The 18409-nt window shown below is 62.4% G+C and carries 21 protein-coding genes and 1 tRNA gene; 7 read left to right on the forward strand and 15 right to left on the reverse strand.

Features of this window, described 5'->3' with window-relative positions:
* The first annotated feature begins 3 nt into the window (after positions 1 to 3).
* The gene (locus AB8B20_RS23905) at positions 4 to 450 is read left to right on the forward strand and encodes a hypothetical protein (protein WP_439073363.1); all 447 of its coding nucleotides are present in this window, start codon (positions 4 to 6) and stop codon (positions 448 to 450) included.
* An 11-nt stretch (positions 451 to 461) separates the two neighbouring features.
* Here AB8B20_RS23905 and AB8B20_RS23910 read toward each other — a convergent pair whose 3' ends face one another.
* The gene (locus tag AB8B20_RS23910) at positions 462 to 1829 is read right to left on the reverse strand and encodes an AmpG family muropeptide MFS transporter (RefSeq protein WP_439073362.1); all 1368 of its coding nucleotides are present in this window, start codon (positions 1827 to 1829) and stop codon (positions 462 to 464) included.
* Positions 1830 to 2062: 233 nt separating this feature from the next.
* Between AB8B20_RS23910 and AB8B20_RS23915 the strand changes: the two genes are divergently transcribed.
* Complete coding sequence (locus AB8B20_RS23915) at positions 2063 to 2359, forward strand: GIY-YIG nuclease family protein (protein ID WP_093759816.1); 297 nt, start codon at positions 2063 to 2065, stop codon at positions 2357 to 2359.
* A 194-nt stretch (positions 2360 to 2553) separates the two neighbouring features.
* Here AB8B20_RS23915 and AB8B20_RS23920 read toward each other — a convergent pair whose 3' ends face one another.
* A complete protein-coding gene (locus AB8B20_RS23920; RefSeq protein WP_439073361.1) occupies positions 2554 to 3768 on the reverse strand; it encodes a DNA recombination protein RmuC in 1215 nt (404 codons plus the stop codon).
* A 231-nt stretch (positions 3769 to 3999) separates the two neighbouring features.
* On the opposite strand from AB8B20_RS23920, the gene def reads away from it, so the two are divergent.
* The 3 genes from def to truA are packed head-to-tail and all read left to right on the forward strand — an operon-like array spanning position 4000 to position 6232.
* Complete coding sequence (def, locus tag AB8B20_RS23925; RefSeq protein ID WP_175368577.1) at positions 4000 to 4521, forward strand: peptide deformylase; 522 nt, start codon at positions 4000 to 4002, stop codon at positions 4519 to 4521.
* Positions 4522 to 4559: 38 nt separating this feature from the next.
* On the forward strand, positions 4560 to 5492 hold the full coding sequence (fmt, locus tag AB8B20_RS23930; protein WP_439073360.1) for a methionyl-tRNA formyltransferase: 933 nt from the start codon (positions 4560 to 4562) through the stop codon (positions 5490 to 5492).
* Positions 5492 to 6232, forward strand: a complete 741-nt coding sequence (gene truA / locus AB8B20_RS23935; RefSeq protein WP_439073359.1) for a tRNA pseudouridine(38-40) synthase TruA — start codon at positions 5492 to 5494, stop codon at positions 6230 to 6232. Before fmt ends, truA begins: the two co-directional genes overlap by 1 nt.
* Here truA and AB8B20_RS23940 read toward each other — a convergent pair.
* The 12 genes from AB8B20_RS23940 to rpmH form a co-directional block, all read right to left on the reverse strand.
* Positions 6229 to 6789: a phosphorylase family protein gene (locus AB8B20_RS23940; protein ID WP_439073358.1), complete on the reverse strand. Its 561-nt coding sequence runs from the start codon at positions 6787 to 6789 to the stop codon at positions 6229 to 6231. The two genes, truA and AB8B20_RS23940, sit on opposite strands and share 4 nt — an antisense overlap.
* Positions 6786 to 7955 carry a succinyl-diaminopimelate desuccinylase gene (gene dapE / locus AB8B20_RS23945; RefSeq protein ID WP_439073357.1) on the reverse strand — a complete coding sequence of 390 codons (1170 nt, stop codon included), beginning with the start codon at positions 7953 to 7955 and terminating at the stop codon, positions 6786 to 6788. The genes AB8B20_RS23940 and dapE overlap by 4 nt, the downstream gene beginning before the upstream one ends.
* A complete protein-coding gene (locus tag AB8B20_RS23950) occupies positions 7955 to 8431 on the reverse strand; it encodes a DUF805 domain-containing protein (RefSeq protein WP_093759806.1) in 477 nt (158 codons plus the stop codon). The genes dapE and AB8B20_RS23950 overlap by 1 nt, the downstream gene beginning before the upstream one ends.
* A gap of 68 nt (positions 8432 to 8499) precedes the next feature.
* Positions 8500 to 9345, reverse strand: coding sequence for a 2,3,4,5-tetrahydropyridine-2,6-dicarboxylate N-succinyltransferase (gene dapD / locus AB8B20_RS23955; protein ID WP_439073356.1), 846 nt, complete (start codon positions 9343 to 9345; stop codon positions 8500 to 8502).
* A gap of 98 nt (positions 9346 to 9443) precedes the next feature.
* Positions 9444 to 10151: a pyrimidine 5'-nucleotidase gene (locus AB8B20_RS23960; RefSeq protein ID WP_439073355.1), complete on the reverse strand. Its 708-nt coding sequence runs from the start codon at positions 10149 to 10151 to the stop codon at positions 9444 to 9446.
* Between the two features lie 23 nt (positions 10152 to 10174).
* On the reverse strand, positions 10175 to 11158 hold the full coding sequence (locus tag AB8B20_RS23965; protein ID WP_439073354.1) for a DUF1036 domain-containing protein: 984 nt from the start codon (positions 11156 to 11158) through the stop codon (positions 10175 to 10177).
* Between the two features lie 80 nt (positions 11159 to 11238).
* Positions 11239 to 12135, reverse strand: a complete 897-nt coding sequence (gene argB, locus AB8B20_RS23970) for an acetylglutamate kinase (RefSeq protein WP_068732793.1) — start codon at positions 12133 to 12135, stop codon at positions 11239 to 11241.
* A gap of 92 nt (positions 12136 to 12227) precedes the next feature.
* On the reverse strand, positions 12228 to 12605 hold the full coding sequence (locus tag AB8B20_RS23975; RefSeq protein ID WP_439065794.1) for a DUF423 domain-containing protein: 378 nt from the start codon (positions 12603 to 12605) through the stop codon (positions 12228 to 12230).
* Positions 12605 to 13255 (reverse strand): ribosome biogenesis GTP-binding protein YihA/YsxC, encoded by a 651-nt coding sequence (yihA, locus tag AB8B20_RS23980; protein ID WP_120288259.1) that lies wholly within the window; start codon positions 13253 to 13255, stop codon positions 12605 to 12607. The genes AB8B20_RS23975 and yihA overlap by 1 nt, the downstream gene beginning before the upstream one ends.
* Before the next feature lie 135 nt (positions 13256 to 13390).
* Positions 13391 to 15259: a membrane protein insertase YidC gene (gene yidC / locus AB8B20_RS23985; protein WP_093759796.1), complete on the reverse strand. Its 1869-nt coding sequence runs from the start codon at positions 15257 to 15259 to the stop codon at positions 13391 to 13393.
* A gap of 73 nt (positions 15260 to 15332) precedes the next feature.
* On the reverse strand, positions 15333 to 15695 hold the full coding sequence (gene rnpA / locus AB8B20_RS23990) for a ribonuclease P protein component (RefSeq protein WP_089262790.1): 363 nt from the start codon (positions 15693 to 15695) through the stop codon (positions 15333 to 15335).
* A gap of 24 nt (positions 15696 to 15719) precedes the next feature.
* Entirely contained in the window at positions 15720 to 15854 is a 135-nt protein-coding gene (rpmH, locus tag AB8B20_RS23995) for a 50S ribosomal protein L34 (protein WP_011471298.1), read from the reverse strand.
* Positions 15855 to 16301: 447 nt separating this feature from the next.
* On the opposite strand from rpmH, the gene AB8B20_RS24000 reads away from it, so the two are divergent.
* A complete protein-coding gene (locus AB8B20_RS24000; RefSeq protein ID WP_089263645.1) occupies positions 16302 to 17729 on the forward strand; it encodes an ATP-binding protein in 1428 nt (475 codons plus the stop codon).
* Positions 17730 to 17879: 150 nt separating this feature from the next.
* Positions 17880 to 17956, forward strand: a tRNA-Arg gene (locus AB8B20_RS24005).
* A 56-nt stretch (positions 17957 to 18012) separates the two neighbouring features.
* Here the strand turns inward: AB8B20_RS24005 and AB8B20_RS24010 are convergent.
* On the reverse strand, positions 18013 to 18333 hold the full coding sequence (locus AB8B20_RS24010; RefSeq protein WP_439073353.1) for a hypothetical protein: 321 nt from the start codon (positions 18331 to 18333) through the stop codon (positions 18013 to 18015).
* Between the last annotated feature and the right edge of the window lie 76 nt (positions 18334 to 18409).

An 18409-nucleotide genomic window follows, 5' to 3' on the forward strand; every position in this document is an offset into this window, starting at 1 on the left:
TTGATGACACGATATGACTTGAAGGCTTTGCCGACCTGGGCCGCTGCGATTTGTGCGGCCGGCCTGTTTGCTACGGCCGCCAGCGGCGCGACCGAAACGCCGGCTGCGCCTGCGACGCCGGTGGCACCGAAGACGATGAAGATCGGCGATGTGCTGACCGGGCAGCTCAACGCCATGCGCAGCCGCGATGCCAAGGGCAAGCGCACCAATGTGTATCAAGTGGTCAGCGAGCCGCGTCGGCTGCCGGCGCCTGCAGGGCTGTGCAATCTTGAGACCGGACCTGAGACGTTCGAGATCGTCGTTGCCAATGACGTGCAGGCCACGCAGCTGAAGAAGCTTGTCGGCAAGGAAGTTGCGCTCAAGGTTGCTGAAGTCACCTGCGCCGAGCAGGCCGGGCAGATGAGTGAAGCGCTGGTGACGAAATGGAGCGTGGTGACGAAGCCGAACTGAGTTCGCTTCGGTTAAACCCGCACTGGCCCCAGCATTTCGAAATGCGCGCGGCGCTGCAGCCAGATCAGCAAGATCAGGCTCGGTACCGCGACCACCACGCTGATGACGAAGAACATCGGCCATCCCGTCGCCTGCGCGACGTAACCTGCACCTGCCGACAGATAGGTCCGCCCCACCGCAGCGAGCGCCGTGAGCAGCGCATATTGCGTGGCGGTGTGCAGCGGGTTTTTGCACAGCGCCGAAAGGTAGGCGACGAAGATCACCGTACCGATGGCGCTGGTGAAATTCTCGACCGAGATGGCCAGTGCCAGCGCCCATTGATTGACGCCGACGATGGCGAGCCACGAGAATGCCAGGTTGGACAGCGCCTGCAACACAGCGCCGATCCACAGGCTCGCCGCCAGTGAATAGCGCCGCGCGACAAAACCTCCAGCGAAGCCGCCGATCAGCGTGGCGGCAAGGCCGACGCCTTTGACGATGGCGGCATAGTCGTTGCGGGTGAAGCCGAGATCGATCACGAACGGCGCCGTCATGGTGCCGGAAAATGCGTCGGTGAATTTGAACAGCACCACGAACGCCAGCGCGGCCCAGGCGTCCTTACGGGCCAGGAATTCGGAGAACGCACCGATCGCTGCCTGCAGCACGCGCGTGAAGGCGCTGTCGCCGCGCGTGGCGGCTTCGGCCTGCGCGGATTGCTCGGGCTCGGTGGCCGCAAGCGCTGTGACCGTGCCGATCAGCACCATCGCAGCCATCGCCACATAGCCCCACATCCATGCGGTGGAGCGCGCGATGCCGGTGCTCTCGAAGGCGCTGACCAGAAACAGCACGCCGGCGGTGGAGATCAGCATGCCGATGCGATAGGCCGCGACATAGGACGCCATGCCGGCTGCCTGTTCGCTCTCCGGCAGGCTCTCCACACGAAACGCGTCGACGACAATGTCCTGTGTCGACGACATCGCGGCGACCAGTAGCGCGCCGAGGGCGACGAACAGCGGGGAACGTGCAGGATCGGTCAGCGCCAGCAGCAGGATCGCGCCGATCAGCAGCAGCTGTGAAAATACCAGCCAGCCGCGGCGGCGACCGAACTGCCGTGTAAAGAATGGCACGTGCAGCGCGTCGACCAGCGGCGCCCAGAGGAATTTCAGCGTGTAGGGCGTGCCGACGAGGGCGAACAACCCGATGGTACCGAGATCGACGCCGGATTCGCGCATCCACACCAGCAGCGTCGAGCCGGACAATGCAAGCGGCAGACCCGACGACAGGCCAAGCAGCAGCACGATCAGCACCCGCGGCTGCAGATACACCGCCATGCTCTCGCGCCAGGTGGCACGGGGTTTCAAGGCGAGGGCGGCTTCGGACGAGTCAGGCGCGCTGGTCATGGGGAAGGGTTAGCAGATTCGGGGGAAAGCGGCCTGTGGCTTCGTATCCTTCCCCTCGGTTGTCATCGCCCGGCCTGGCGCGCAATTGCGCGCTAGGACCGGGCGATCCAGTATCCGGCGTTGGTTGTGTTTGGCAGCGTCGTACGAACGTAAGGTCGGTGTATACTGGGTCAACCGGTCAAGCCGGGTGACGACAAGTGAGTTTGGTGCAACGGCAGTGGCGAGTCCTGACGATGCGTGCCTACAACTTTTACGTCTACATTCTGGCAAGCGACATCGGCGGAACGCTTTATATCGGCGTGACGAACGATCTCATTCGCCGCGTATACGAACACAAAACGAAAGCCGCAGAGGGATTCACGAAGGCCTATGGCATCGACCGGCTCGTCTACTACGAACGCTTCGACAATATCGAACACGCCATGCACCGCGAGAAGCGGCTCAAGAAGTGGATGCGGGAATGGAAGATCGCACTGATCGAGAAAGATAATCCCAATTGGGACGATCTGTATCCCCTCATCTGCCGGTGAGGGCGCAATAACTCAGTTGCCTCTCGGCACCACTTTCTCAGTTGTTATCGCCCGGCTTGACCGGGCGATCCAGTATACACTGCCCTTAACGTTGATACTTCATAGCAAACTACAACCGCCGTCGGATACTGGATCGCCCGGTCCAAGCGCGCAATTGCGCGCTCGGCCGGGCGATGACAGTTGGAGTTCTGGAGCTATTCCCCCGCCTGCAGCTTGCGCGGCAGCGGCGCGAACATGTCGGGGGCGGCGGTCTTCGCGATGGCCGGGGCTATCTCGGCCGCCGGCTCGCTCTTGCTGAAATCCAGTTCCTCGATGCGGCCGGCGCGCTTCTCGATCTTGTCGGCGGAGATCAGGATCTGGCGGACGTCCTCATTGGCTTGCCCGAAATGCGTCTGCAGCTTCATCACGCGATCGCGCAACCGGGTGAGGTCGTCGCCCAGATTCAGTACCTCGGTGCGGATCTGGTCGGCGGCGTCGCGCATCCGCGCGTCCTTCAGGATTTGCTGCATCACCTGGATAGCCAGCATCAGCAGCGAGGGGGAAACCAGCACGACGCGGGCGCGATAGGCCTTCTGGATGATGTCGTCGAAGCCGTCATGGATTTCCGCATAGACGGATTCCGACGGCACGAACATCAGCGCCGTATCCTGCGTCTCGCCGGCCACCAGATACTTCTCGGCGATGTCGGTGACATGTTTCATCACGTCCGCGCGCAAGCGCTGCGCCGCGTATTTCTTCTCCTCGTCGCTGCGCGCGTCATGCAGCGCCGTGACGGCCTCCAAAGGGAATTTCGCATCGATGCACAGTGGACGCTGATCCGGCAGGAAGATCACGCAGTCCGGCCGTTTGCCCGACGATAGCGTGTGCTGGAACGCATAGGCGCCGCTCGGCATGCCGTCCTTGACGATGCTTTCCATCCGCGCCTGACCGAACGCGCCACGCGACTGCTTGTTGGCAAGTACGTCACGCAAGGTCGTCACCTGCGAGGTGAGGTCCGTGAGGTTCTTGTGGGCGTTGTCGATGATGCCCAGCCGCTCATGCAGCGCGCTCAGGCTTTCCATCGTGTTGCGGGTGGTCTGTTCCATGGATTGGCCGACGCGATGGGTCACCGAGTCCAGCCGCTCGGACACCGCGCGTGCCATGTCGGCCTGACGGCCGGCCAAGGCCTGGCCCATGGCGTCGACGCGGCCGGTGGCTTCGTTCTGTGCTTTCAGCACTTCGCTGAGGCGTTCTTCCAGTTCGTCGGCGCGGATCGCCTGGGCCATGGCCATGGCGGCGCCGCGGCTACCGGAGCGAGCGATGATGATGGCGATGGTGAGCAGCAAACCCAGCGCCAGAGCACTGAAGCCCATCAATGCCACACCGGCGGTGACCGGCATGTCGCCGATCATGAAAAGAATCTCGTTCATCCCATCCTTGTAGCCGATTCGGTCGGTCATGCGAACGAAGAGGGAACATTTATAGTTAATGCAAAATGAATTTTCCTGGTTAAGCCAAGCCTAAGAAATGTGGTTAAGCAGACCTTAACCGGCATGGTTAACCGCGCCTCAATTTTCATGGTTAGCGGTGAGTTAACGCCCTTCAAAGTCCAGCTTTTCCAGCGGATTGACCCGGACCGGCGCGCAGATTAAATCGCCGCCATGGCCATTCGTGAAATCATTATCCTGCCCGACAAACAGTTGCGGCTGATCTCCAAACCAGTCGAGAAGGTGACGTCAGAGGTGCGCAAGCTCGCCGACGACATGTTCGAGACGATGTACGACGCACCCGGGATCGGGCTGGCGGCGATCCAGATCGCGGTTCCGCTGCGGCTGATCACCATGGACATCGCCAAGAAGGACGATGAGGAGGACGGCAAGAAGCCGCGTGTCTTCATCAATCCGGAGGTCATCTCGGCCTCGGAAGAGCTCTCGGTCTATGAAGAGGGCTGTCTGTCGATCCCCGAATATTACGAGGAAGTGGAACGTCCGGCGACGGTACGGATCCGCTATATGGACCTCGACGGCAAGACCATCGAGGAAGAGGCTTCTGGCCTGTTCGCGACCTGCATTCAGCACGAGATCGACCATCTCAATGGCGTGCTGTTCGTCGATTACCTTTCGAAGCTGAAGCGCGACCGCGTGCTGAAGAAGTTCACCAAGCTCGCCAAGCGCGCGGAGTAGTTTCTCCGCGCAACGCTGCAACAGATCGGCTCCGACCTATGTCGCTTCGTTTGATCTTCATGGGCACGCCGGATTTCGCGGTGCCGACGCTGCTCGAACTCGTGGCCCACGGCCATGAGATCGTGGCGGTCTATACCCGCGAAGCAAAGCCCGCCGGCCGTGGCATGAAGCTGCAGCCGACGCCCGTGGCGCGCGAGGCGGAACGGCTCGGCATTCCCGTCTTCACGCCGAAAACGCTGCGGACGCCGGAGGCGGAAGTCGAGTTCCGGTCGCATGAGGCCGAGGCTGCGGTCGTCGTCGCCTATGGCATGATCCTGCCGCAGAACATTCTCGATGTGCCGCCGCTCGGCTGCTTCAACCTGCACGGCTCGCTGTTGCCGCGCTGGCGCGGTGCGGCGCCGATCAATCGCGCGATCATGGAAGGCGACGCCGAGAGCGGCGTCATGGTGATGAAGATGGATGTCGGTCTCGACACCGGCGATGTCGCCATGGCCGAGCGGCTGGCGATCACCGATGCGATGACGGCGCTGGACCTGCACGATGCGCTGGCGCCGCTTGGTGCCGACTTGATGGTGCGGGCCATGGGTGCGCTGGAAAGGGGACGGCTGAGCCTGACCCCGCAGAGCGCAGACGGCGTCACCTACGCGGCCAAGATCGACAAGGCCGAGGCCAAGATCGACTGGTCGAAGCCGGCGCGCGACGTGCTTCGGCATTGTCATGGCCTGTCGCCGTTTCCCGGCGCGTGGTGCGAAGTGCCGATCGAGGGCGAGGCGGTGCGCGTGAAGGTTCTGCGCTGCGAGCTTGCAAAGGGCGCGGGCGCGCCCGGCGAGATCATCGACGATCAGCTCACCATCGCCTGCGGCGAGGGCGCGATCCGCATCATCGATCTGCAGCGCGCCGGCAAGCAGCCGATGAAGGCCAGTGAATTTCTGCGTGGCACGCCGCTGAAGCCGCCTCTGCAGGTGGGCTGATGCCGCGCTACAAGATGATCATCGAATATGACGGCGCGCCATTTTCCGGATGGCAGGTGCAGGCCAACGCGACGCTGACCGTACAGGGCGCGCTGGAGCGTGCCGCCGAGGCCATTTGCGGCGAGCCGATCCGCGTCCATGGCGCCGGTCGCACCGATGCCGGCGTCCATGCGCTCGGCCAGGTCGCCCATTGCGACGTGCCGAAAGTGCTGGTGCCGGGTCGCTTTCGCGATGGCATGAATGCCCATCTGCGGCCACACCCGGTCGGCGTGCTGTCGGCTGATATCGTGCCGGATGATTTCGAGGCGCGGTTCTCGGCCATCAAACGCCACTATGTCTATCGCATCACCTATCGCCGCGCGAACCTCGCCGTCGATGCCGGCCGGGTCTGGCGCGTGCCGCGCCCGCTCGATGTCGCTGCCATGAGCGAGGCTGCGAAGCGTTTGCTCGGTCGACACGACTTCACGACCTTTCGCGATACCGAATGCCAGGCCAAGTCGCCGATCCGCACGCTCGATCAGCTCGATGTGGTGCAGAACGGTGAGGCGATCACTATCACGACCTCCGCACGCTCGTTCCTGCACAGCCAGGTGCGCTCGATGGTTGGCTCACTGGTCTGGGTCGGCAACGGCCGCTGGACGCCGGACGATCTGGCTGCGGCGCTTGCCGCGAAGGACCGCAGCGCCTGCGGCATCGTGGCGCCGCCGGATGGGCTGTATCTGGTAAAGGTCGACTACTAGACCTTTACGCCCTTCATCGCGTTCCAGAACAGATCCTGTCCATTCGCGACATTCGCCGTCCAATGCTCATGCGCAAAATCATTGGCGTCGTCGGTGATGAACTTGAAGGCGCGCCAGGGAATGCCGTGGCGCAGGCAGACCTGCGCGATGGCAAACAGTTCCATATCGACGATATCGACATTGTTCGACACCAGCCAAGGATCGGTGGAGGTGACGAAACTGTCACCACTGCCGCAGATCACGCCGCGCTGGCCCGAGACCAGGCGGTCGAGATCGGGCGCAAAGGGCGTGCGGCCGCGCGGCGCCAACGGCTCGGCATTCATGTCGCGCTGGATCACGTCGCTGACCTCGACGAGGCCGTTGAGTTTGGTGTTTAGCTTGCCGGCGGTGCCGTAGTTCACGACGAGCTTGGGCTGCATGGCCTGCACCGCCTGAAGCGTTGCGATCGTGGTGTTGATCTTGCCGACGCCGGTGAAAATCACCTCGATCTCGGCAGGCGCGCGTGATTTGTCGAGCTCGCTTTCGAGCGCGGTGAGGACGAGAATCTTGCCGTTCATGCGAAATACCGATCCAGCACGCCACGATAGATTTGGGTGAGCTTCTCCAGATCGGCAACCTTCGTGTGTTCGTCGATCTGATGCATGGTCTGCCCGACCAGGCCGAATTCAATCACCGGGCAGTAGTTCTTGATGAAGCGCGCATCCGAGGTTCCGCCGCCCGTGTTGAGATCCGGTATGCGACCGGTGACATCCTTGATCGCGGCGACGACCGTATCGGTAAATGCGCCGGGCTTTGTGACGAAGCTGTCCGAATTGCTCGGCTCCCAGATCACATGCGCGCGAATGCGATTGCCGGCGGCAGTTGCGACGCGTGCATCGATCAGGTCGCGCAATGACGCCTGCGTGTGATGGTCGTTGAAGCGGATGTTGAACTTCGCCCGCGCTTGCGCGGGGATGACGTTGGTCGCCTTGTTGCCGACATCCACCGAGGTGAATTCGAGATTGGACGGCTGAAACTGCGCATTGCCCTGATCGAGCGGATCGCTGCTCAGCGCTGTGATCAACGCGGCGATATCCGGTACCGGATTCGATGCGCGATGCGGATAGGCGACATGGCCCTGCACGCCATCGACGACCAACGTGCCGGATTGCGAGCCGCGGCGGCCGATCTTGATGGTGTCGCCCATCTCCTCGACATTCGAAGGCTCGCCGACGATGCAATGATCGAATTTTTCGCCACGCTCGGCCGCCCATTGCAGCAGCTTCACGGTGCCATTGACGGCAATGCCTTCTTCGTCGCCGGTGATCAGGAAGGAGATCGAACCGCCGCCGTCCTTTTGCGGCTTGCCGTCATTCGCGGCCAGATAGTCCAGCACGGCGGCGACTGACGCGGCGATGCCACCCTTCATGTCCACCGCGCCACGGCCGTAGAGCAGGCCGTTCGTCACGTCGCCGGAGAAAGCGCCATGGGTCCACGCCGCTTCATCACCGGGCGGCACCACGTCGGTATGGCCAGCAAAACAGATATGCGGCGCGGAAGTCCCGATACGGGCATAGAGGTTTTCGATGTCGGCGCTGCCTTCCTCGCTGAAGGTGACGCGATGGACTTCGAAGCCGGCCGACGTCAGCAGGCTCTCGAGCACGCCGAGGGCGCCGGCGTCAGCAGGAGTGACTGAGGGGCAGCGGAGAAGATCTTGAGCGATGGAGAGAGCGTCGGTGGACATCAGACCCTTGGTGCAGTGGCAAGCGCGGCAAGCGGATCGGGACCGTATTCGTTCGGCCCGGCGGTGCCGCGCAGGAAGCCCAGTTCGACGATGGCCCAGATGGTCACGGCGAAGCTGGCGATATGAAAGACGAAGCTGGTGCTCGCGCTGCTGGTGCTGCCGATGCCGCTGAGGACGCTCGGCCCAAGCCAGAACACCAGGATCCACCATCCGCTCTTCTCGCGGTCATGCAGCCGCTTGATGCCGGTGGCGATGCCGGACCATGTACCGGCGGTGATGAGGACAATGGCGGCCAGCCACAGCAGCAACGCGCCGCCGACCATGCTGAACAGGCGATCGGTGTCAAAGCCGCCGAGCCACATCACGGCAGCAGCCACGAAGGCGATCCAGGCCACTATGTAGATCAGGATCGCGAGCCAGTATTTGCCGCGGTTGATCCGTCCCTTGAAGCTGAAAAGCAGCGTGGTCCAGTCCATGGCAGCCCCCAGGTCAACGGATCGGTCCGGTCTGCGCGATGCTACGCGCAAACCGGTCCGAACGACAATCAGTCGCGCAGCAACTCGTTGATGCTGGTCTTGGAGCGGGTGCGCTCGTCGACACGCTTCACGATCACGGCGCAGGCGGTGGAGGGGCCGATCTGGCCGTTCTTCATCGGCTTGCCGGGCAGGTTGCCGGGGACCAGCACCGCATATTCCGGCACTTCGCCGACGAACACTTCGCCCGTTTCGCGATCGACGATCTTGGTCGATGCGCCCAGGAAGACGCCCATGGCCAGCACCGCGCCCTTGCGCACGATCACGCCTTCAGCGACTTCCGAGCGGGCGCCGATGAAGCAGTCGTCCTCGATGATCACCGGGCCCGCTTGCAGCGGCTCCAGCACGCCGCCGATGCCCACGCCGCCCGAAATGTGCACGCGCTTGCCGATCTGGGCGCAGGAGCCCACCGTCGACCAGGTGTCGACCATGGAGCTCTCATCGACATAGGCGCCGAGATTGACGAAAGACGGCATCAGCACGACGTTCCTGGCGATGAAGGCGGACTTGCGCACGATAGCGCCCGGTACAGAGCGGAAGCCGGCGTCGCGGAAGGTGTTGTCGCCCCATCCCTCGAACTTCGAGGGCACCTTGTCCCACCAGGCCGCGCCGCCGGGACCACCAGAGATCTGCGCCATGTCATTGAGGCGGAACGACAGCAGCACGGCCTTCTTCAGCCACTGATTGACGGTCCACTTGCCGTCGTCGGCGCGGACGGCGACGCGGGCCTCGCCCTTGTCGAGCAGGTTCAGCGCCTGATCGACGGCGTCGCGGATTTCACCCTTGGTCGCAGCGTTGACGTTATCGCGCGCGTCGAAGGCGGCATTGATGGTGGATTCGAGGGCGGTCAGCGACATCGCGGTTTCCTTGGGCAGATCGTGGGTAAAAGGTGATTTCTTGGAGCTTTTGTCGGGATTCGGCCGGGGAGAGTCAAGACGCGCCCGCACATCCCGCCCTAGCGCGTCGCGTTCAGCGCCGCCAGAAACCCGGTCAGATCGTCGGTGACGTGATCGACATGGTCGTCGTCACGGCCTTCCAGCTCCCAGTCCTCGCGGACGACCTCCTTGGCGCCGTCGGGCACGATCAGCACGGTCGTCATGCCGAGTTTGTGCGGCACCACGAGGTTGCGTGACAGGTCCTCGAACATGGCGGCCTTGGAGGGATCGACGCCGTGCAGGCGAAGAAACTTGTCATAGGTCTGCTGAGCCGGCTTCGGCTCCAGATCGGCGGCGATGATGTCGAAGATAGCCTCGAACTGATCGGCGAAACCGAGGCGCTCCAGCACGGCGCCGGCATGGGCGACCGAACCATTAGTCAGGATCAGTTTGCGGCCTGGTAGTTGTGCGATGGCGGCGCCCATCACCGGATTGGGCTCCAGCGGCGAGTGATCGATCTCGTGGACGAAAGCCAGAAAGTCGTCGGCGCGGACGCCGTGCTCGGTCATCATGCCGCGCATGGTGGTGCCGTAGCGCTTGTAATAATCCTTCTGAACCTTGAAGGCCGCGTCGGGCGAAATCCTGAGGAAGTTCGCGACGAAGTCGCGGATCTTGCCATCGACCTGCTGCCACAGGTTCACGTGGTGCGGATACAGCGTGTTGTCGAGATCGAACACCCATGTCTCGACATGGTTGAAGGCACGGGGCGATTTGGTCGGCAGGGTCATTGATTGTCTCTGTTGTCCGGTCGTCACGGCGTCGCAAAGCGCAGCGTCCTGCCGCCGCCCGACATGTCGACGATAGCGAAGCCGGCGCTGGTGAGGCCGCGAGTATTGCAGTCGTTGTGGTCGCGAATCTCGAATTTGCTCTCGCGCGTGCACAGCATGCGAACGCCACCCCAGTTTAGCGGCTTGTCGTTGAGCTTGATGCCGCGGCCATTGTCGTCGACGGCCTCGGCGAAACTGAGGATCTGGCGGGGTTGGCCGACAACATCCGGTCGCAGGCATTTGCCTGGTTCGATGCGATACCAGCCGCGGCTGACAACGCCCTTGCCATCATCGGTCGCGACTGACGCCATCACCTTGTAGGACGTGTCGTTGCACCAGGTGAGGCCTGTTGCGGAGGGCGCCTGCACGGCGGCGATCATTGTCTCGAAGAAATTCGGCGTTGAAACCACATCGGCAGCAAGACTACGGCTCTTGAGGAAGGACGAGAGCGCGCTCTGGGTCTTCGGCCCATCCACGCCGTCGATGGGCGCGGCGTCGTAACCGGCGATCACCAGCAGGCGCTGGATCGCGGCGAGCTTGGCCTGTTCGTCGTCATATTCGCTGTCTTCGGCGAGATAGGCGACCATGTTGCCGTCGTCGGTCTGCGTCGGCTTGATCATCGTGAACGGCACCTGTGACTGCCCGGCGCGGCATTGCCGGGCAGCGGCGATCACGAAGTTATCCGGCGCGATGCACAGGTTGTCGGTGCCGTTCTGCGCTACGGGCGAGGCGCCGTAGATGCTGAGCGCGCGGGCATGCAGCAGGATACGGTCGGCCGTCAGCGTTCCCTGTACGACGACGCGGCACTGCGCGGGATCGATGCGAAACCAGCCGCGCGTCGCGGTAGCGCTCTTGTCGTCGATACCGATGGCGGCTTCGACGACATAACTCATGCGGTTGCAAAGCTTGAGATCGGCGCGGGCGGCCGTGCTGGCAAATAGCCAGATGATGCTGGCGAGAAGCGTCAACGATGTTTTTCGCGCCCACCAGCCAGACGCGAATGGCCGGGACAAGCCCGGCCATGACGACGTGTGGTGTGGTGTGTCCATCACTTGTGGATCAGTGTGCCCGTGCCCTGATTGGTGAAGAGTTCGAGCAGCACGGCATGGGGAGTCTTGCCGTCGATGATGACGACGCCTTCGACGCCCTGTTCGAGCGAATAGATGCAGGTCTCGACCTTCGGGATCATGCCGCCGGAAATCGTGCCGTCAGCGATCAGCTTGCGGGCATCCTTGATCGACAGTTCCGGGATCAGCTTCTTCGACTTGTCGAGCACGCCCGGCACGTCGGTGAGCAGAAGCAGGCGCTTGGCCTTCAGCGCGCCTGCGACGGCGCCGGCAAAGGTGTCGGCATTGACGTTGAAGGTCTTGCCGTCCTTGCTTGCTGCGAGCGGCGCCAGCACCGGGATCAGCTCATAGCCGATCAGCTGGTTCAGCAACGTGAGGTCGACTTTTTCCGGCTCGCCGACAAAGCCGAGATCGACCACCTTCTCGATGTTCGAATCGGGATCGACCATGGTGCGCGTCGCCTTCGACGCGGTGACCATGTTGCCGTCCTTGCCGCAGAGACCAACGGCCTTGCCGCCGGCTTCGTTGATGTAGCTGACGATCTGCTTGTTGATGGAGCCTGCCAGCACCATCTCGACGATCTCGATGGTCGCCGCATCGGTGATGCGCAATCCGGCGGCGAATTCCGATTTGATGCCGAGACGCTGCAGCATCTGCGCGATCTGCGGGCCGCCGCCATGCACAACCACCGGATTGATGGCGGTCTGCTCCAAGAGGACGATATCGCGGGCAAATGCGCGGGCCGTATCCTCGGCGCCCATGGCGTGCCCGCCATATTTGATGACGATCGTCTCTTCGTCATATTGCTGCATGTGGGGCAGCGCCTCCGACAGGATGCGGGCCTGGTCGAGAGCACTGATGATGGGCGCGTCGGTCATGAAGCGGATCTCACGGTGAGCAATCTGCGGCGCGTTCTAGCCGATTGATTGCCGCCGCGCAAAGCATCGCTGCTCTGTCCAGTGGCCCGGCGTCAGGCGGGGCGCGGCCAGGCTGCGGATACCGCCAGCGCCAGCCAGCTCAGGATCAGCAGGGTGCCGCCGGTCGGCGCGGCCATTGTGAACAAGCCGTGACCGACATATTGGCGCAGGGTCAGGTCGCCGGCGAAGATCGCGGCAGCAATGACGAAGCCGAACGCAGCTGTCAGGCCGATCTGCAGATGGGCGACGCCGCGCTCGATCAGGGCGACGGCACCGAGAATGGCGGCGGCATGAAACAGCAGCATCGAGGAGGCCGAGGCCAGCCGCGTCGCGTCCGGCTGATGCGCCGAAGCGGCGGCGAGAATGACGCCGTCGGCGCCCATCACGCCAGCCAGGATGACAAGAATGCGAAACAGGCTAAAGCGGGTCATCAGTTGCGCTCGTTCAACAGGCGGACCATTGCAGCCCGCAATTCGGCCATGCCGTCACCGGTGCGCGACGATGTAACCAGCACGTCCGGAAAGGCTGCCGGATGAGTCCGCAACTCGGTGCGGACCTCTTCGAGGGTCTTGTCGAGTTCGCTCTTCTTCACCTGATCAGCCTTGGTCAGCACGATCTGGTAGCTGACCGCCGAGCGATCGAGGGACTTGAGCACGTCGAGGTCGACATCCTTCAGGCCATGCCGGGAGTCGATCAGGACGTAGACGCGCGCGAGGCTCGCCCGGCCCTGGAGGAAATTGTAGATCAGCTTGGTCCAGGACGCGATCTTGACCTTTGGCGCCGAGGCATAGCCGTAGCCGGGCATATCGACGAGCCGGAAGTCGGAGCCATCAGGACCTTCGAAGAAGATCAGCTCCTGTGTGCGGCCCGGCGTATGCGAGGTCCGCGCCAGCGCGTTGCGCCCGGTCAGGGAGTTGATCAGGCTGGATTTGCCGACATTGGAGCGTCCGGCAAAGGCAACTTCCATCCCTGCCATTGGCGGCAGCGTCTCGATCGAGGGCGAGGCCCAGATGAACGTCCATTCGCCTGCAAAAAGCAGGCGGCCCTGTTCGATCAGCTTCGCATCGGTGTCAGTGGTCATGCGAAGTGGCTTTCTGTGCTGCTCCGGCCCTCATGGTGAGGAGGCGCGCAAGCGCCGTCTCGAACCATGAGCGCCCCGCCCTCGTCCTTCGAGACGCGGCCAAGTGGCCGCTCCTCAGGATGAGGGCTCCAAGGGTTACGTCTTCTTTTCAGCCGGCTTTTTCGCGAAGGTCGACTTCACGTTGTCGAACAGTTCGACCTTCACGCCGTTGCGATTCATGATGTAGGCCTGCTGCAGCACCGAGAGGGTGTTGTTCCAAGCCCAGTAGATCACGAGACCAGCCGGGAAGCCGGCCAGCATGAAGGTGAAGATCAGCGGCATCCAGTCGAAGATCATCTTCTGCGTCGGATCCGGCGGTGTCGGATTCAGCTTCATCTGGAACCACATCGTGATGCCCATGATGATCGGCCAGATGCCGAGCGCGAGGTAGTGACCGAACACCGGAATCGTCGTCGGATCGAAGGGGATCAGGCCGAACAGGTTGAAGAGATTGGTCGGATCATGCGCCGACAGATCCTTGATCCAGCCAAAGAACGGCGCGTGGCGCATTTCGATGGTGACGAACAGAACCTTGTAGAGCGAGAAGAACACCGGGATCTGCAACATGACGGGAAGACAACCGGCGATCGGGTTGATCTTCTCCTTCTTGTAGATCTCCATCATCTCCTGCTGCTGCTTCATCTTGTCGTCAGGGAAGCGCTCCTTGAGCGCCGCCAGCTGCGGCTGCACGGCCTTCATCTTCGCCATCGAGGCGTAGGACTTCGAGGCCAGCGGGAAGAAGATGATCTTCACCAGCACCGTCACCAGCAGAATGGCGATGCCGAAGTTGCCGAACAGGTGGAAGAACCAGTCGAGCGCCAGGAACATCGGCTTGGTGATGAAGTAGAACCAGCCCCAGTCGATCAGAAGGTCGAAGTGGTTGAGGCCGAGCGCCTGATTGTAGCCGCCGAGGCCAACCGCCAGCGGGAAGTTGATGCCGACAGTGGCCGCTTCCTTGGCGCCGGCGAACAGGCGGGCATTGGCCGTGCCGGTGCCGCCGATGGCGATGGTCTGCGCGTCCTGCAGATAGTCGGTCTGGTAGGTCCGCTGGGTGCCGGTCAGGTTCGATGAGAAACGGGCCTGCAGCTGCGCATTGGTGTCGGGCAGCAGTGCCGAAGCCCAGTATTTGTCGGTGATGCCTAGCCAGGCATTGGTGACCTTGAAATTCACCGCCTTGGCTTCGTCGATCTTCTTGTAACCGTATTCCTGCAGGCCCTGGTCGCCGAGATAGCCGACGAGGCCTTCATGCAGGATGTAATAGCCTTCGACATGCGGCGTGCCGTGGCGCGAGATCAGCGCGAAGGGATACAGCGTCACCGGCGCGTTGCCGATATTGCTGACGTCATCCTTGACCGAGAACAGATAACGGTCGTCGATCGAGATGGTGCGGGTGAAAGTCAGGCCGTCGCCGTTGTTGTACTTGAGCACGACAGGCGTGGTCGGCGTCAGGGCGTTGGAGCCTTCCTGCTGCCACTGGGTGTTCTGGTCGGGAATCTTGGTGTTTGCACCGGCGGCGGCGACCCAGCCGAACTCGGCATAATAAGGCGCGGCAGTGCCGGAGGGGGAGAACAACACGATCGCCGGCGACTTCGGATCCACGGTGTCGCGGAACTTGGTCAGCGAGATATCGTCGAGGCGCGCGCCCTTCAGCGCGATGCTGCCGGAGATGCGCGGCGTGTCGATCTTGACGCGCTGCGACGCGGCAATGGCACTATCGCGGCTGACGATCGGAGCGTTGGCCGGCGCCACATTCGTGGGTGCGCCGCCTGCGGCGGTGGAATTCGCGGTCGGCGTCGTGCTGCCGGGCGTGGCGTTTGGCTGTGCGGTCGGGTTGGCGAGCTGGGTCTGCGTCGCGGTCTGTGCGCGCTGCTTCTCCATCTGCGGGATGTTGTAGAAATATTGCCAGCCGATCAGCACCAGGCCGGACAGAATGACGGCAATGATGGTGTTGCGATTGTCGGTCATCGTTCAGGTCTCGTCATTCAAATGCGGGTGCGGCTCTCGCTTCCGGCTGCGCGCTTGTCGCAGGCTGAAAGCGTCAGGTCACGCTGGTTTTAGAAGATTGCGTCTTAGAAGATTGCCGATCGAGGCGGTGCAGCGCCGAGCGGAGGTCGTCGAGCATCATCGTGAAATCGCGTTGGAGCGCGACACGACGGCCGACTAGCACATAATCGCTGTGGGGTCGCATGGATAAGACATCGACGCGCTTCACCAGTTCGCGAAGCCTGCGTCGGATACGGTTCCGCTCGGTGGCGGTTCCGTTTTTTTTGGTCACGGTAAAGCCGACCCTGATCGGGCCGTCGTCGTCACGTCGCCGGGTTTGCATCACAAAGGCAGGGCTGTTCACCCGCGGCCCATTGGCAGCGGCGAGAAAGTCCGCCCGCTGCCGTAACCGGTCCATGATGAACTCTCGGAAGAGATCCGATCAGGCGCTGAGGCGCTTGCGGCCACGTGCGCGGCGCGCAGCCAGAACCTTGCGGCCGCCAACGGTCGCCAAGCGAGCGCGGAAGCCGTGACGGCGCTTGCGCACCAATTTGCTGGGTTGATAAGTCCGCTTCACGGGTCGTTCTCCGCTGACCGGGCAATTCGCCGAGTAATTTGAGGTAAGTCCTAAGATGTTGGCTCAACGAGCCATTTCCGGCCCAAAGACGAGCCGCACCCGATCTAAAACCGGGTCATCGCGGACAGTTGGCGGGCTTATACGGGAGCGTCCTGTTTTCGTCAATGTTGCCCTGTAGCGGTGTTCTGATCCGCCAAATTCTTGGAACCATGGGATTAATCCCAATTTCCCGGTGTTTTCAGGTTGTTGGCAGTTGTGAAATTGCTCTATGGCTTAAGCGTGTTCGCTGAGCGGACAAATTTAAGAACTGGTCGCAAGCATCATCGTAACAAATCGTCGTTGGACCCGTATCTCTCGATAGTTCAGCGTCAGACCGTGAGATCAGAGGCCAATATTGTGTCTTCGGCCGGCGAAAAGCCCATCGAGCCCGCGTTCAGGCTCGGCCCCATGCGACGGCTGGGGCTGTCGGGCAAGCTGTTGCTGCTCACCATTCCGCTGGTGCTGATTGCCGAAATTCTCATTTATGTGCCCTCGATCGCCAATTTCCGGATCAACAGGCTGAACGACAGGCTGGCCGCGGCCAATACGGCAGCACTGGTGCTGGATGCCGCGCCGCTCGGCATGGTCCCGGAATCGCTGTCGCGACAGATCCTGAGCAGCATCGGCGCCCGTGCGGTGGCCATCAAGATGGGCCAGCAGCGCCGTCTGCTCGCCAGCGCGGATCTTCCGTCGCAGATCGACCATGACATCGATATGCGGTCGATGACGGTGTGGTCGGCGATTGTCGATGCGTTCGAAGTCATGCTGGAAACCGGCGACCAGACGATGCGCATCATCGGGCCGGCGCCCGGCGGCGCGCAATTCATTGAAGTGGTGGTCGATGAATTGCCGCTGCGGCAGGCGATGTATCGTTTCTCCAGCAATCTATTGTGGGTGTCGTTGGGATTGGCGATTCTCTCTGCCGGGCTGGTCTATCTGGCGCTGCATTATCTGTTCGTGCGGCCGATGCGGAATTTGACGGCCAATCTCGTCGCTTTCCATGAAAACCCCGAGAGCTCGGCGCGGATCATCGTGCCGAGCCAGCGCGCCGACGAAATCGGCGTGGCGGAGCGCGAATTGTCCGACATGCAGCGCGATCTCGTTTCGATGCTGCATCAGAAGAGTCGTCTCGCTGCGCTCGGCCTCGCGGTCTCGAAGATCAATCATGACCTGCGCAACCTGCTTGCGTCGTCACAATTGCTGTCGGATCAGCTCGCCAGCGTGCCGGATCCTCGCGTGCAGCGCTTCGCGCCGAAGCTGATGCGCTCGCTGGAGCGCGCCATCGCCTTCTGCCAGTCGACACTCTCTTATGGCCGCGCGCAGGAAGCTGCCCCGGATCGCAAGATGATTCTCGTTGAGCCGGTGGTCAACGAAGTCCGCGAATCGGCCGGGCTTGCGACCGACGTGTCGATCGGCTGGGTCAACGCCATCGAGCGCGGGCTGATGATTGATGCCGATCCCGACCAGTTGTTTCGCATTTTGCTCAATCTGGTCCGCAATGCGGCCCAGGCGCTGGAGGGGCAGCCGCAGAGCGACGTAGCCCCGCAGCAGATCCGCATCACCGGGCGCCGCGAAGGCGCTGTCACGATTCTCGAAGTGTCTGACACCGGCCCCGGCGTTCCGCAGCGGGCGCGCGACCACCTGTTCGAGGCATTTCAGGGCTCGTCCCGCCCCGGTGGTAGTGGGCTGGGCCTCGCGATCGCGGCCGAATTGGTCCGCGCCCATGACGGCGATATTCACCTTGTGGAAGGCACTTTGGGCGCCACCTTCCGGATCAGCCTTCCGGACAGGCCGGTGGAACTGCACAGCATCCGCAACGAACGCGCGCGGGCCTGAGCCGTCTTTTCCGGGTATGTCACGGGAGTGAAATAAGCGGCTCAGGGCGCTTGCCAAGCCGGGCTCGACCCGGTAGCTATGGCCCGCTTTCGCAAACATCGTTTCCGAAACGCATCCGGTGCTGGCGGCTTTGGCCCCACATCGCGGCACGCGCCCGTAGCTCAGCTGGATAGAGCACGTGACTACGAATCACGGGGTCAGAGGTTCGAATCCTTTCGGGCGCGCCATTTCCGCTTCATTGTGATGCGCCAATCATCGTCGCCATTGCTGCGCTTCTCGTAGCTTACGGGATCCTTGCCACAACGTCGGGCCGGTTTTTCTCGAGCCAGGCTACGGCCTCGGGTCCATCGACGACGCACTCGAAGGTTTCCCAGGTGGGGTCCTCCAGGGATTCCGGTTGCAGTCGCTTCGCTGCATACTCAACGAGGTCGTGCAAGCGTTCGTATCCTCGTCGGCTCTCGAGGGAATCTGCAATCGCTGTGCTGGCCCATCCGCGTTCGGCCAAATCGATAATGCTCGGAGCGTTAGCCTCGCTGAACCAGGGCGTGGCATCGAACTCGATGCAGCGGGCATTATCAGCGGTATGGCAAGTAGCGTGGATCATTGGGGTCCTCCGTTCGCTGGCTAACAACCTGCGCTAGCGTTGCTCTTTAGAGTTTCACATCGCTGCCCCGCACGCC

Source organism: Tardiphaga sp. 866_E4_N1_4 (genome assembly GCF_052076075.1).
Classification (GTDB): Bacteria; Pseudomonadota; Alphaproteobacteria; order Rhizobiales; family Xanthobacteraceae; genus Tardiphaga; species Tardiphaga robiniae.

Excerpts from the sequence above, each read along its gene's own strand:
- yidC (WP_093759796.1), bottom strand. The coding sequence starts at position 15,259 with ATGACCGACAATCGCAACACCATCATTGCCGTCATTCTGTCCGGCCTG.
- AB8B20_RS23910 (WP_439073362.1), bottom strand. The coding sequence starts at position 1,829 with ATGACCAGCGCGCCTGACTCGTCCGAAGCCGCCCTCGCCTTGAAACCC.
- AB8B20_RS23915 (WP_093759816.1), top strand. The coding sequence starts at position 2,063 with ATGCGTGCCTACAACTTTTACGTCTACATTCTGGCAAGCGACATCGGC.
- fmt (WP_439073360.1), top strand. The coding sequence starts at position 4,560 with ATGTCGCTTCGTTTGATCTTCATGGGCACGCCGGATTTCGCGGTGCCG.
- AB8B20_RS23920 (WP_439073361.1), bottom strand. The coding sequence starts at position 3,768 with ATGAACGAGATTCTTTTCATGATCGGCGACATGCCGGTCACCGCCGGT.
- dapD (WP_439073356.1), bottom strand. The coding sequence starts at position 9,345 with ATGTCGCTGACCGCCCTCGAATCCACCATCAATGCCGCCTTCGACGCG.
- yihA (WP_120288259.1), bottom strand. The coding sequence starts at position 13,255 with ATGACCACTGACACCGATGCGAAGCTGATCGAACAGGGCCGCCTGCTT.
- AB8B20_RS23905 (WP_439073363.1), top strand. The coding sequence starts at position 4 with ATGACACGATATGACTTGAAGGCTTTGCCGACCTGGGCCGCTGCGATT.
- rnpA (WP_089262790.1), bottom strand. The coding sequence starts at position 15,695 with ATGGACCGGTTACGGCAGCGGGCGGACTTTCTCGCCGCTGCCAATGGG.
- AB8B20_RS23960 (WP_439073355.1), bottom strand. The coding sequence starts at position 10,151 with ATGACCCTGCCGACCAAATCGCCCCGTGCCTTCAACCATGTCGAGACA.
- truA (WP_439073359.1), top strand. The coding sequence starts at position 5,492 with ATGCCGCGCTACAAGATGATCATCGAATATGACGGCGCGCCATTTTCC.
- argB (WP_068732793.1), bottom strand. The coding sequence starts at position 12,135 with ATGACCGACGCGCCCATCATCAGTGCTCTCGACCAGGCCCGCATCCTG.
- dapE (WP_439073357.1), bottom strand. The coding sequence starts at position 7,955 with ATGTCCACCGACGCTCTCTCCATCGCTCAAGATCTTCTCCGCTGCCCC.
- AB8B20_RS24000 (WP_089263645.1), top strand. The coding sequence starts at position 16,302 with ATGCGACGGCTGGGGCTGTCGGGCAAGCTGTTGCTGCTCACCATTCCG.
- AB8B20_RS23950 (WP_093759806.1), bottom strand. The coding sequence starts at position 8,431 with ATGGACTGGACCACGCTGCTTTTCAGCTTCAAGGGACGGATCAACCGC.
- AB8B20_RS24010 (WP_439073353.1), bottom strand. The coding sequence starts at position 18,333 with ATGATCCACGCTACTTGCCATACCGCTGATAATGCCCGCTGCATCGAG.
- AB8B20_RS23940 (WP_439073358.1), bottom strand. The coding sequence starts at position 6,789 with ATGAACGGCAAGATTCTCGTCCTCACCGCGCTCGAAAGCGAGCTCGAC.
- def (WP_175368577.1), top strand. The coding sequence starts at position 4,000 with ATGGCCATTCGTGAAATCATTATCCTGCCCGACAAACAGTTGCGGCTG.
- AB8B20_RS23975 (WP_439065794.1), bottom strand. The coding sequence starts at position 12,605 with ATGACCCGCTTTAGCCTGTTTCGCATTCTTGTCATCCTGGCTGGCGTG.